Annotated in this window: 11 protein-coding genes and 3 pseudogenes; 9 read left to right on the top strand and 5 right to left on the bottom strand. The window is 34.9% G+C overall.

Going from position 1 to position 13,603, the window contains the following annotated elements; all coding sequences use genetic code 11:
- The coding region (locus Wcon_RS11530; RefSeq protein WP_338062145.1) for a group II intron reverse transcriptase/maturase at positions 1-365 on the top strand (365 nt) is incomplete at its 5' end.
- A gap of 137 nt (positions 366-502) precedes the next feature.
- A complete protein-coding gene (locus Wcon_RS12750; protein WP_338062144.1) occupies positions 503-643 on the top strand; it encodes an HNH endonuclease in 141 nt (46 codons plus the stop codon).
- Positions 644-796: 153 nt separating this feature from the next.
- Here the strand turns inward: Wcon_RS12750 and Wcon_RS11815 are convergent.
- The 4 genes and pseudogenes from Wcon_RS11815 to Wcon_RS02805 all read right to left on the bottom strand — a co-directional run.
- Positions 797-1,172: pseudogene (locus Wcon_RS11815) on the bottom strand (phospholipase D-like domain-containing protein); the annotation flags it as partial.
- Positions 1,173-1,303: 131 nt separating this feature from the next.
- Positions 1,304-2,845 carry an MBL fold metallo-hydrolase gene (locus Wcon_RS02815; RefSeq protein ID WP_114517150.1) on the bottom strand — a complete coding sequence of 514 codons (1,542 nt, stop codon included), beginning with the start codon at positions 2,843-2,845 and terminating at the stop codon, positions 1,304-1,306.
- A 60-nt stretch (positions 2,846-2,905) separates the two neighbouring features.
- The gene (locus Wcon_RS02810; protein WP_114517149.1) at positions 2,906-4,375 is read right to left on the bottom strand and encodes a UbiD family decarboxylase; all 1,470 of its coding nucleotides are present in this window, start codon (positions 4,373-4,375) and stop codon (positions 2,906-2,908) included.
- Between the two features lie 47 nt (positions 4,376-4,422).
- Entirely contained in the window at positions 4,423-6,306 is a 1,884-nt protein-coding gene (locus tag Wcon_RS02805; RefSeq protein ID WP_114517148.1) for a DUF3857 domain-containing protein, read from the bottom strand.
- A gap of 366 nt (positions 6,307-6,672) precedes the next feature.
- On the opposite strand from Wcon_RS02805, the gene Wcon_RS02800 reads away from it, so the two are divergent.
- The 3 genes from Wcon_RS02800 to Wcon_RS02790 all read left to right on the top strand — a co-directional run bounded on the left by Wcon_RS02800 (position 6,673) and on the right by Wcon_RS02790 (position 8,815).
- The gene (locus Wcon_RS02800) at positions 6,673-7,413 is read left to right on the top strand and encodes a DsbA family protein (RefSeq protein ID WP_114517147.1); all 741 of its coding nucleotides are present in this window, start codon (positions 6,673-6,675) and stop codon (positions 7,411-7,413) included.
- Positions 7,414-7,844: 431 nt separating this feature from the next.
- Positions 7,845-8,057 (top strand): hypothetical protein, encoded by a 213-nt coding sequence (locus tag Wcon_RS02795; protein WP_114517146.1) that lies wholly within the window; start codon positions 7,845-7,847, stop codon positions 8,055-8,057.
- 164 nt (positions 8,058-8,221) lie between these two features.
- Positions 8,222-8,815, top strand: a complete 594-nt coding sequence (locus tag Wcon_RS02790) for a TIGR02217 family protein (protein WP_114517145.1) — start codon at positions 8,222-8,224, stop codon at positions 8,813-8,815.
- An 85-nt stretch (positions 8,816-8,900) separates the two neighbouring features.
- Here the strand turns inward: Wcon_RS02790 and Wcon_RS02785 are convergent.
- Positions 8,901-9,227 (bottom strand): annotated as a pseudogene (locus Wcon_RS02785) (ankyrin repeat domain-containing protein); the annotation flags it as partial.
- Between the two features lie 150 nt (positions 9,228-9,377).
- Between Wcon_RS02785 and Wcon_RS02780 the strand changes: the two are divergent.
- The 4 genes and pseudogenes from Wcon_RS02780 (at position 9,378) to clpB (ending at position 13,598) form a co-directional block, all read left to right on the top strand.
- A complete protein-coding gene (locus Wcon_RS02780) occupies positions 9,378-9,809 on the top strand; it encodes a hypothetical protein (RefSeq protein ID WP_114517143.1) in 432 nt (143 codons plus the stop codon).
- A gap of 3 nt (positions 9,810-9,812) precedes the next feature.
- Positions 9,813-10,436 (top strand): heme ABC exporter ATP-binding protein CcmA, encoded by a 624-nt coding sequence (gene ccmA / locus Wcon_RS02775; RefSeq protein WP_114517142.1) that lies wholly within the window; start codon positions 9,813-9,815, stop codon positions 10,434-10,436.
- Positions 10,437-10,534: 98 nt separating this feature from the next.
- Positions 10,535-10,790: pseudogene (locus tag Wcon_RS13285) on the top strand (transposase); the annotation flags it as partial.
- Positions 10,791-11,036: 246 nt separating this feature from the next.
- Positions 11,037-13,598: an ATP-dependent chaperone ClpB gene (gene clpB / locus Wcon_RS02765; RefSeq protein ID WP_114517141.1), complete on the top strand. Its 2,562-nt coding sequence runs from the start codon at positions 11,037-11,039 to the stop codon at positions 13,596-13,598.
- Positions 13,599-13,603: the final 5 nt, after the last annotated feature.

Raw genomic sequence — 13,603 nt, 5'->3', positions numbered from 1 at the left:
CACATCATATAAAGCAGAAAAAGTGTATGCGTTGTGGAAAGCCTATACATTTACCTCAACGTATATTTGATACAGCTTACAGTATTGTTGCTCAGTATCAAACTGAATATCGAGGAATTGTACAATATTACAAAATGGCCTACAACCTTCACACACTAAGTTATTTGAAGTATGTGATGGAAGTATCATTAGTAAAGACTTTAGCATCTAAATACAAAACAACTTGCAGGAAAATTTATAGAAAATTTGGTGCGATGATTGAAAACGATGAAGGTGAAAAACGAAAAGTCATCCAAATCAGAGTAGATCGTTTACCATCAAAGATACCATTAATTACACACTTTGGTGCTGTATCACTAAAATGAAATAAATGGGTAAGCATAAGTGATAACCTTATACCAATATGGAATAAGCGTAGTGAAATAGAGCAAAGACTATTGGCACAAACTTATGTAAATCACAAGAGCAGATTGAAGTACATCACGTACGTAAACTTGCTGATTTGCTAGGTAAACGTAATACTGAGCTACCGAAATGGAAAAAGAGAATGATTGAACGACAGAGGAAGACTCTTGTTGTTTGTCATGAATGCCATAAGAAAATCCAATATGGAAAATATGATGGTGACTCCTTAAAACGTTAGATTATTGGAGAGCCACGTGATACGGAAACGATTATGCGTGGTTCGGAGAGGGGTTGTTGGAAAAGTACTTAACAAGTAACTCGCTGGCTGCCCACTCTACTTTACGTACAGTTTTGCGAGAGACTGGTGGGGAAGTTCCACCGGTCTACTCTCCTTTTGATTATCAATAACTATTACCTTATTATGGGCGATTTTTGGCTTATTATCGATCCAAATCGGTATTCCATTTGAAAACAGTTCACTTATAACACTATATTTGAGTGGAGTTGTGATTTATCTAAGATGACTTTAACATCAACACCACGCTCTTTGCGTTAATCAAAGATTTTGCAACTGTTCCAAGAGTAAATGTATATTCTTGAACTAAGATAGACTCTTTAGATTGGTCTATCTCGCTGATTATCGGTACAGCGCAGTCTTCTTCAGGTGAGAAACAAACTGTAGCTTTTGGGCAAGGCGAGAATATAGGACCCGAATAGTAATACAGAGAAAAACATGCTAACAAAAATAATATATATAAAAGCCTCACAAACCACACCTGAATACACGGCGGTAGTCTACATCATAGTTTATCATCTGTCAATCCATACTCCTTCCATTTCTCCGTAACTTTTCTTACTACTTCTTCGCTCATTTCAAACTTTTGAGTTATTACATCAATCAACTATAAACCCTACTCCCTCCTCTATATTTTTGTACATCTTCTGGATTAAATCTTGAGCTTACAACTTGTTCATCATTTAATCTTTCTCCAATTTTTGGAAATATGGTACTCTCTATCAGGCGCTCCTTGACTTGCTCTTTACTTATGTCTTCCAGTTTTTCAGTTACCTTTGTGGTTTCTTTAATTATGAAGTCTTTTGAATGAACTAATAATGATGTTTGTTTAGGCAGAATTGCAACAATAGGTCTTGCTACAAGAGGAGTGCTTTCCTTCAATCTTTCCTTATCAAGATTCTGCTTCAACTTTTCTTCTTGCCTTGCAAGTTCCTTACTTAAATCTTCTTCACTTAGATCCAAATACTTGAGTAACTTTTTTAGCACAAACAAACCTTCATTAAATCTATCAGGTCCAAGCTCAAATTTATTATGATGCATCATTACAATTTGAATTTTCTGTAAAAGCTCCTGAGAACTTTTTCCACTCAGTTTAGCAAGGTTTTTAGCTTCCACAAATTTCAAAAGAGCACTGTATGAAGTAGACTGATGAGTTACATCCATATCACGGCGTGTATAGTTCGGACCACTTGGCTCCAAACAAACAATGTTCGGGATTTCCACATTTTCATCACTTTTTTCTTTATTAATCTTCTTACTTCTGATTTCATTCCACAACACTGCATCAGTTGCTTGTTGATTTTCATCAGATAAAGATCTTGTATCTCCTGAATACTTGAATATTACATCTTCTTGTTCAGGATTTATTACCCAACCAGCAACCAAAGACTTGTGATGGTCAATACCAGATCTACCAGAACGATGATCTGCAGGAATACTAACGAAATTTACTGTTTTGTTTGCCCCATCAATATCTTTGGTAACAGAAATCTTCGTATACCACTCCACCTCCTCTACTTGAGTGAATCCAAAACTCTTGAATAACTTCTTATCTCCCATAGGTACAAGTACCTTTGGTTGAGGCCAATGTTTTGTTTTATAATACTTTAATAATTTTTTTAACGAGTTTTTGTCCACATGATCACGGTGATTGTGTGAGATTACGATAACATCAATTTTAGGTAACTTTTCAATTTTAGGGTGAGGGTTAGTTTTCTCTGGATAAAACAACCAGCTCAAACCGTTAAATACTGGATCTGTCAAAATATTAAATCCAGGAATTTGAATTAAATGAGTTGCATGACCCACATTCTGGATGGCGTATTTCTCCCCTTCTTGTAAATCTTGAATATCATCAGACTTATAAATTTTACTCTTATCTTTATTTTCTTCTTGAGAAAAGTAAGATAGTTTATTCTTCACAGCCTTTGATATAAATGGGGCAAAAAGACTCCTAAGTATCCTTTTAATTTGTGTCTCTATAAAAATCCTCAAATCATTTAATGTACTTTTATTGCCAGGATTAGTAATGTAACTACCCTTAGTTTTTCCAGTGCGTTCAAATTTTACATCCTTAAATTTGTCTTGTAATTCATCAATGTAATTACAATCAACATGAGCTTGGTGCTTTTGAGAACTTACCACAACATTTACCTAACTATGAACAAAATGTTATAGTGTATCATATTTTCAAATTTTTAGCAACTAAAGTCCATATTCCCCCCACTTCTCTGTAACTTTTTTTACTATTTCTTCATCCATTTTAATTTTTCTTCCCCACTCTCGTTTGGTTTCAGGTGGAAGTTTGTTTGTTGCATCAAACCCTATTTTACCTCCAAGTCCACTTTCAGGAGAGGCAAAATCTAAATAATCAATTGGGGCATTCTCTATCATGATTGTATCACGTACAGGGTCCATTCTTGTTGACATTGCCCACATTACTTCCTTCCAATCGCGTATATTTATATCATCATTAACAACTATAATGAATTTTGTGTATAAAAACTGTTTTAGAAAAGAGAGTATGCCCATAACAACTCTTTTCGCATGCCCGGGATAAGATTTTTTGATCGACACTACTGCTATTCTATACGAACAACCTTCTGGTGGCAGATAAAAATCTACTATCTCTGGAAATTGATTGACAAGAATTGGCACAAAGATTTCGTTGAGTGCTTCACCAAGAATTGATGGTTCGTCAGGTGGTTTACCAGTAAAAGTGCTGAGATAAATTGGGTTTTTACGCATTGTAATTGCAGTAATGTTAAATTCTGGAAATTGCTCAACAGAATTATAGTAACCGGTGTGGTCTCCGTATGGTCCTTCATCTTGATACCTATCTAAACTCACATAGCCTTCCAAAACGATCTCTGCGTGAGCTGGAACCTGAAGGGAGACGGTTTTACAATTTACAAGCTCAAGAGGTTTTTTGCGCAGCAGCCCAGCAAATTGGTATTCTGACAACGTCTCCGGCACTGGAGTGACTGCAGCAATAATTGTTGCAGGATCACTACCAATCACAGCAGCCGCAGGAAACTTCATATTTTGCCCCCTCTCCTTCCACCGTTTATGGTGACCTGCACCACCACGATGTGCAAGCCAGCGCATTAAAGTCGTTTTTTTATCCACGACCTGCATACGATATATTCCAAGATTAAAGTTATCTTGTTTGTCTTTTGTAGGTCCTTTTGTTACCACAATCGGCCAGGTGATAAGCGGTGCAGGTTCATTTGGCCAGCATGTTTGAATAGGCAGCAGACTTAAGTCAACCTTATCCCCAGTCAGCACCACCTCTTGACATGGAGCTTTGCTCACAACTTTGCTTCGCATTGACAATACAACTTTCAACAAAGGAAACATTTTTATAGCATCCTTGAAGTTTTTTGGTGGCTCAGGAGATTGCAAAAATGCTAGAAGTTTACCCAAATCCCTTAACTCACCAGCAAGCCCGAATGCAATTCTCTCAATAGTACCAAATAAATTCACCAGAACTGGAATTGAATTTTTACCATTTTCTGTGACAACGTTTTCAAAGATGATAGCTGGTCCTTTGTTTGACAAGACTCTGCGATGAATTTCTGTCATTTCCAGAACTGTTGAAACTTCCTTTTTAATCCTAATTAGATCTTTTTTCTCTTCTAAGGCTTTGATGAAGTCGCGTAAGTTGTTGTACATATTTTAAAAATTTTAAGCCTTTTAAGAAGTGTTTTTCCCAGCACAACTCATTCACTTATTATTATAGAAGCTCTAGAAAAATTATTCTCCAACTCGCTTTTTAAGTTTTTATACTCAGCAGTCTTTAATTCTTCATTAGTAATAAAACTTTTCTTTATAGCTATTACATTACTAAATTCAGTTCCATCATTTTTATATTTACAGAACCTATTTACATATAACCAAGGAGTATCTATTTCAAAATTCAAACTTTCACAATTTTTAATTTTGATATTTTTTATTATCATATGGCTTTCCTTAGTTTTAGGTACACCGATAAAAAGGTCTGATACTTGGTCAGAAGCTGTATTCACAACATCATTAAGCCAATTGTCTCCTAAATTCAAAGCAGGCCCTAGATTTGTCTTAAAAACCTTATTTTTTTTCTGAAATTCATACTTAATTGTAAGATCCTCTACATTACGCGAAGTAAGGTCAGGCAATTCTAAAAGCTTCTTTTCTTCTTCATCAAGATATACTCCACTAATTGTACGAAAAACAGAATCTCTTAATTGTTCGTTTGAATAATATAATCCAACACCTGTTAAGCCTAGAGCTGACTCCCCCTGCATGGTAAGCCAACCACGTTCATTTACAACATTATCTTGTATAGTTAATTCACTATGGGATATCACTTTTGAATTTTCAGCTTGTACAGCAGGAATTTTTATATAACCCGCTTCCTCAGAATCGAGTACTAGAGCGTTCCTATCAGCAATGTCTGGAAAAATACCCTGTGCCATACTGACAGTGTTAGTTGGATCAATCCAATATATTTTTCCACTTCTATTTGTTACTTTGAGCATCACATGATTAAAATTACCCATATGGGGTAACGCTTCAAAATTAGAAATGCTAATAGTTCCTCTCATAACTAAAATAGGTTGAACTTTATAACCAAGTTTTTGCAGAATAGCAGCTGTGCTAGCAGAAAAGTCCTTGCAATCTCCGACTTGAGAATCAGCAATTTTCTCTAAATCTCTCGGAAAGTATTTTCCTGACACTGTACGCCAGTCTCCCATGTACTGAACTTTTTCATTCAATAAAGAAGTAACTGCATTAATTTTCTTCTCATCAGTATTCTCATTGGCAGCAGATTCTGCTATAGCTGTAAAAGTTGCAGGGAGTGGTTGATTAATGACACTATAATATCCAGGAGCTAATTTTTTAGCTAAGTCCTCCCATCTAGATAGGCTCGACAGTGATACCCAAGTGTTGTGTTTAATATTCAATATTCCATCACATGGCTCGTTTATTAGATTTTCATAAATTGCTCTCTTTAAAGCAATACTTATAGAATGTACATCATCTTTTTTTTCCTCAGCGATCTTTAATACGCTTCTTGGATCATTCACTTTAATCTCTAGAGGCAGCTCAGAATTGATTTTCATGTTGTCTGCTTGCAAATAATCTCCCCAATAGTTAAAACCAAGACCATAAAAGTTATCAATAGGAACCTTTTTTGTAATACTCTTACGTCTGAAGTATATTTCTGCACCAATTTCTATTTTAGGAAATGATATGGTTATTTGCCTTAACTGATCAAAGCCTTTGCCAGGGCTGGCTAATGGTTTATCCTCTATCATATCCTCAGTGACTACATATTCCTTGCCGTTATAAATTGTTTTGGCCTCTAAAACAGTAAAATCTGCACTATCATTATTGTAAGAAAAACTGTACAGAGAAAATCTATTACGCCCAGACTCCTTGAGTATTTTTACTTGAAATTCTGCTTCCGTTTCGTAGGTGCCATCTTTATTAACATTAATGTTAACATTAGAAAACTTAACCTCAACAGAAGCATCTTCATACTTACTCCACCTTGCTTCAGCTGCAGAAGTTACAAAAAATACTACCAATGCTAAGTTAAAGAGAGTTTTTAAAAATTTCATTACGTCACCACATTTACTGAAAAATCATTTTATTAGACTTACACAATGCCACCTACAATACAAATAGCCATCTGATTAGGAAAGAAGCTTACTTTCTAGGACGGCTGTTTCTTTACCAATCACTCATATAATTTACCGCCGCGTTTGTTAGCATTATACGCGACGGTTATAATATAATCAACTTTTTTACCACATTTACAGTTGATATACCTGGCGGTAAAGACCACCTAAAACTTCTGAAATGCCCGATATCGCCAAATTTTCTGATATAACAATATACTAAGTTTTGATGCAAATATTTTTATATATTAACATTCAACATTTCTTTACTATAATGTGCCTTAATTATCTCTTTTAAGTAAGTGTATGTCTAAGATATCATTTTTATTGATTTTTATATTTGCAGTAGCAAGTTTACCAGTAATAAACAATTGGCTTTCACATCGCAGTCAAGTCTTAAATGATGACTATATAAATGAGAGATTAGATGACTACATCAGTAAAAATTTTGATAAGATCATAAAAACTCTTCGGGAAGAATCAGCTAAAGGTAGTTATGCTAATGCAATCAAAAGTAAAATTTCTCAGCATAAAAATGAAATATTCGACTCCGCTTATCCTTACTCAGGAAATGAAAATAGCAATGTCATAGCTGTAGGGTTTTTTGACTATTCTTGTGGTTACTGTAAAGCTATGAAGGATGATGTAAAACAATTGATCAATGACGGCAAAATTAAATATATCTTTAGAGATACTCCAATACTTGGTAACAACTCTTTAAAAGCAGCAAAAGGTGCTTTAGCCACTTATTTTATCAATAAAGAAAAGTACTTAGATTTTCACTATGCTGCACTAGATCACAGAGGAGAATTTTCAGACGAAACTATATTAGATATAGTAAAAAATATAGGGATCAACGAGAACGATTTTAATAACTCTATGAAAAATAATGCAGACAAAATTGAGCAAATGATAAACAACAGTAAACTTTTAGTAAGGGATCTAGGAGTAGGCGGTACGCCTTTTTTGATAATAGGAGATAGTCTTTTTGTAGGAGCAACTGATTTGAATGTGCTACGCAAAAAGGTGGATGAGTTAAAAGGTTAATAAATTTCTTACTTGACAGAGCAAATGAACCTCAGTATAGTAGGGTTAGGTGTGATAATCTTACATTGCATAATAGCTCAAAAAGGCAAGTAACATCTATAACTTGAGCGTAGCCAGTTTACGAACACTGGTCAATCTGTAAAAAAAAATTTAAATTTACTGGAGTTCAATATGATAAAGCTTAACTATCTATTTTATTTGACTTTTAATAAAATTTATTATATTTTTAATAAATTAACATTGTTTAGGAAAATGATATAACTGGTAACACAAATTTAGATTCAATAGTTCCTGAAACAAAAAATGGTCAAAAGACGATTAAGGATTTAAAGACTGCTCTTAAAGAAAAAGAAGTAAGTTCTATATGTGATGCTTTAAAGCTTGTCTTTGCTACCATTCTTGCTTTTGCTGCACTTGGAGTGGTTGTGTCTATGGTAGTAGTATGGGCTTCAGAAAGTTTAGCCGGTTTTGTATTACTTGGTGCAATCATAGCCTCTCCTTTTTTTAGCATAGCTGCTGGATTAATTACATATTTCTTAGATCAAGACCGTAAACAAGCTAAAGCGATAGAAAAGCCATTGGCGCTTCTGGAAGAAGCTGAAGTGTCTGAAAAATCACCATTATTACAACCCTCTATGCAGTAATAATATTACTGGTTTCTTTTTTCAATAGTAATCAACATCTTACATTTACTTCATCTCTTAATAGTATCTAGAAACCTAGATACTATTAAGTGTTTGTTATAACTTGCATAAACCACACTTTTTTTTAGCTAAAATATCTCAACTTCATTTTCATAGGAGGGCATATGTCATTTACAGAAATTAGATTTCCAGAAAATATATCTTATGGGTCCACTGGAGGACCGGAATTTTCTACTGATGTTGTAACAACTCATAATGGTTGTGAACAGCGCAATGTCAATTGGTCTCGTGCACGTGCCAGATACAATATAGCTTATGGAGTCAGGTCAAACGAGCAGCTAACAGAACTCATAACATTCTTTCAGGCACGAAAAGGTAAAGCAATAGGGTTTCGTTTTAAGGATTGGTCAGACTTTACAGTTGTTAATCAAGAAATTGGCATAGGAGACGATAAAAAAACGATCTTTCAACTGATCAAAACTTACATAAGTGAAAAAGACAAGCATACACGAACGATTAAAAAGCCAGTGCACGATACAATAAAAATTTACCTAGATGGTGAAGAGACAGAAAAATATTCAATAAATCATTCAACAGGAGAAATCACATTTATGAAGCCACCAGCAAAAGGCACAATAATTATTGCAAGTTTTGAATTTGATGTGCCCGTGCGCTTTGATACAGATTACCTAAACGCTTCTATTGATGATTATGGAAGTAATAGCTGGAATAATATTCCCTTGGTGGAAGTGAAGTAAGCTATTAGCTACCATAAAAATTAAGCAATGTTAAGTTTTTCTCTATATCTCTGCAAAAATCATCATAGTAATCAGACTTAGTTCTCTAAAGTAGCTGGTCACTTTGTGTAAATTGCTCAAAAGAAAAATCATCACTAAGTTGTTGTATATCACTCTCGTCTTTATCTAGTAAATTGAGTTTATCAGATTGTGTTTCTTTATCAGTCATTAATAAAGGAATATTTTCGTTTTTATCTGTTATATCAATACCTTCCTCTTTTGCTTTTAGAGCACCTACTATATCTTTATAGCCCAGAATATCAGCCAAATCCAGAGGAGTCTGCTTCATAATGTTTTTTGCATTAACATCAATACTTTCTTCTTTCAACAGAGCACGTACTACCTCTTCATGATTATTAATGGTAGCTAAATATAGAGGATTTTTAAGCTTGCTATTATAATACGTTGTTTTTGTCCTTCAGAAAGTTTCAGTCTACTGTCTTTCTTCAGAGAAGAAATTGCAAAATTTCTATAGTTATGGTATAATTATAAATACTGCTTTCCAATAAGCTGAGTACGAAAAATGCCTTTCGGACAAACTATTATATATAGCACAACATTACTTGCTGTAATTACAGTATTTCTCTTTTTTAGAAAAATATACAGAGATCGGATTAGGAGAATCGTATTTCCTAAAAAAGTCCTTGAAGAAGAGTGGGAAGAAGACAGAAAATTTAATGAATTATATCAAAAAAATAAGCAAAGAGAGCTGATGAAACAACAGGAAATGCTACGCGAGAAGCAAAAAGATATACAAGTTTACAAAGATGATCTAGAAATAGTTGATATAGCGAAACCGGTAGGTAAGTGGACAAAGATGGTTATGATAGGTAATGGTTTAATGCAGCGTTTTGCACAATTGATACATAGGGAAGGCGGACAGAAAGGGTTTTGGGAGCTATTTATAAAAGCTCAGGCTTCAACTCAAGGGAAGCATAAAGGAAAGGGCAGATAATTCATGCTAGAATGTGAAAATTTATCCTGCGCTCGCAATAACAGAGTATTATTTAAAAATCTTAGTTTTAAAGCTAAGCCAAAATCAAAGATTTTAGTTACTGGTCCAAATGGTAGTGGTAAAACCAGCTTAATTAGAAGTTTATCTGGACTTTTGCCACCAGTATCAGGCAATATAATGTACTGTAGAAAAAATATATATGATGACATAAAATCCTATATACCTTCCATGGTCTATATAGGCCATAAAAACGCCTGTAAAGATAGCTTAACAGCTGGTGAAAACATAGAATTCTGGGCGAGAATACGGAACACTAGAGAATTAATTATGGCAGCCGTTTGTTGCTTACAGTTGCAACCTGTACTTAATATCAAATATAGTGAACTTTCTGCAGGATGGAAAAGAAGGGTTGCGCTTGCTCGCCTCTTAATTTTTAATGCAAATGTTTGGCTGATAGATGAACCCTTCTGTAATCTTGATAGCACAACGTGTGAATTAGTATTGAACCTAATCTCAATACGCTCTGAGCAGAACGGTACAGTAATTATTACAGGGCATAGCTCTACAGAACAATTATGTGACTTCACAACAATCGATATACGTGATTTCAATAGACTTCTTGTATAATTTTTGGCCTTACGGATTAGTAACCTTACCCAGAAAAAGTAGAAGGAAGTTAAGACGTTTTTGAAGTAAAATAAAATGTTTTTTCAAAGAAGTGTGATATGGCAAATAGAAGGGAATATACAGCAGAATTTAAATTAGAAGCAATTAAGCTGGTCAAAGAAACGGGTTAACCCAGCAAAAATAGCAAAAGATTTGGGTATAAGTGGCAATTTGTTAAGCAGGTGGTAAGAAAATATAATGAAAAAATGTCTGGAGCAGACGCATTTCCAGGAAAAGGAAAGTTAGCTCCTTATGATAAAGAAAAGCCCTTGCCAACTAAAAAGAGTAAAATATTCTTTTATAAAAGAGCATAGAAATTATGGATGTTGATGTGCTTTGTGTTGTTAAGAGCCTTATAGTAAAATTATCAATATTCATCATTTCTCTAATAATTAAAATATATACTTAATATAATTCTATTTTTTACAAAAATCTTTTTTCCCCTACTTTGTGTAAATCTAGAAAATTTTTGTTTATAATCTTTATCGATAAATGACTTTAGGTTTAAAATTGAGGAAGTAGTTGCTATATATACCAGCAAGTATGAGTTAAATTTGTATTATGGATTTAAATAAATTTACCGAAAAAGCGAAAAGCTTAATTCAGAGTGCTCAAATGAAAGCGTTGGGATCTGGGCATCAGGTTTTTATGCCCGAGCATTTACTGAAAGTAATGCTTGAAGATGAATCAGGTTTAGTCCAGGATTTGATAGGCGCTTGTGGTAGAAATATGCAGAATATTTCTGATGCTGTAGATGGTGCAATAAAAAAGTTTCCAGTAGTTAAAGGTCCAGGAAGTGGCAGCCTTCAACTTTCAAGAGAAGTAGCAAAAGTTTTTGAGGATTCAATCGGTATTGCAAGGAGGAACAAAGATTCATTTGTTGCCGTTGAGCGTTTACTGCAGGGCCTTGCTGCACAAAAAGATGATACTGTAGGTAAAATTCTAGCGGAAAATGGTGTTACACCGCAAAAATTGAACTCAGTTGTTGCAGAAATGAGAAAGGGCAGCAGTGCAGACTCGCCAAATAGTGAAGAGAAATTAAATGCGGCAAAGAAGTATACAAAAGATATTACAGAACTTGCTATGCAAGGTAAGCTTGATCCTGTAATTGGCCGTGATGAGGAGATCAGAAGAACTATGCAGGTATCGTTGAGGCGAACAAAGAACAATCCAGTGCTGATAGGTGAGCCTGGTGTTGGAAAAACTGCAATAGTTGAGGGACTTGCAAATAGAATCGTTGCAAATGACGTACCACTTGGTTTGCGTGATGCAAAAGTTTTAGCTTTGGATCTTGGTGCATTAATTGCTGGAACGAAGTTTAGAGGGGAGTTTGAAGAAAGGCTAAAAGCGGTAATCAATGAGGTTTCAAAAGCAGAGGGAAAAGTTATTTTGTTTATAGATGAGCTTCATACTTTAGTTGGAGCAGGGGCAACAAGTGGTGCAATGGATGCTTCAAATTTGCTAAAGCCTGCTCTTGCGCGTGGAGAAATTCGCTGTATAGGGGCTACAACTTTAGATGAGTATCGTGAACATATAGAGAAAGACCCTGCGCTTGCGAGACGTTTCCAGCCTGTGTTTATTTCTCAACCAACTGAAACTGATGCTATTTCAATACTCAGGGGCTTGAAGGAAAGATATGAGGTACATCACGGTATTAGGATTACAGATGGTGCAATAATCGCTGCTGCAACGCTTTCTAATAGATATATAACAGATAGGTTTTTACCTGATAAAGCGATCGATTTAATTGATGAGGCAGCAAGTAGGGTTAGAATTGAAATGGACAGCAAGCCTGAGGTTGTTGATGGGCTTGAGAGAAAGATTATACAGCTAAAAATCGAGTCAGAGGTTTTGAAAAAAGAAAGTGATGAGAATTCTAAACAACGCTTAAGGAAGATAAATGAGGAAATTGAAAGTCTAAACAGTAAATTTGCTGACTTAAGCAGTAAATGGCAGATAGAGAAGAATAAAATAGCTAAAATACAAGAAACTGCTGAAAAATTGGATAACGCGAGGAAAGAGTTGGAATTAACTCAGCGCAATGGAAATTTAGGAAGGGCAGGGGAACTGATGTATGGTGTGATTCCTCAACTTGAAAATGAGTTGAAAGGTCAGGAGGAAGTTACTGATAGTTTCCTAAAGAAAGAAGTTACCGAAAATGATATTGCAAATATTGTTTCAAAATGGACAGGCATTCCAGTTGATAACATGATGCACAGTGAAAAGGAAAAGCTTCTTAATATGGAGAATGAAATAGGGAAAAGAGTAATAGGACAGAAAGGTGCAATAGAAGCGATAAGTAATGCAGTGAGACGCTCCCGCTCTGGTGTGCAAGACACTAATCGACCTTTTGGTTCATTTTTATTCTTGGGTCCAACCGGAGTTGGAAAAACAGAGCTGGCAAAAGCCCTTGCCGAATTTTTATTTGATGATCAATCAGCACTTCTGCGCTTTGATATGTCAGAATATATGGAAAAACATTCTGTTTCAAAGCTAATTGGTGCGCCTCCTGGGTATGTTGGTTATGAACAAGGTGGCAGGTTAACTGAAGCAGTGAGGAGAAGACCATATCAGGTAATTTTGTTTGATGAAATAGAAAAGGCAAATCCAGACATATTTAATATATTGTTACAGATTTTGGATGAAGGCAGGCTCACCGATAGCCACGGTAAATTGATTGATTTTCGCAATACCATACTAATTTTAACTTCTAACCTTGGTGCTGAGGTGATGTTCAAAGGAACTGCTGAATCCGTAAAAGATGAAGTGATGCAAATAGTTAAATCAGCATTTCGTCCAGAATTTTTAAACAGACTAGATGAAATTATTATATTCCACAGCTTAACCAAAGATGACATTTATAAAATTATAGATGTTCAATTCTCTTATTTACAAAAGATGCTTGCTAAGCGTAAACTAAGTATGAATTTGTCACAGGAAGCTAAAGAACTAATAGCACAAACTGGCTATGATCCTGAATATGGAGCAAGACCTCTAAAAAGGGTAATACAGGAATATATTCAAAATAACCTAGCTAAGTTAGTTTTATCAGGGGAAGTAGTAGAAGGAGATGAGCTAATAGTGCACGCTTCCGGTAATGAAATCTTAGTTAAAAAGATTTAAATTCG

Source organism: Wolbachia endosymbiont of Cylisticus convexus (assembly GCF_003344345.1).
The sequence above is the reverse complement of the archived record's forward strand: the minus strand, read 5'-3'. Positions and strand labels throughout refer to the sequence as shown.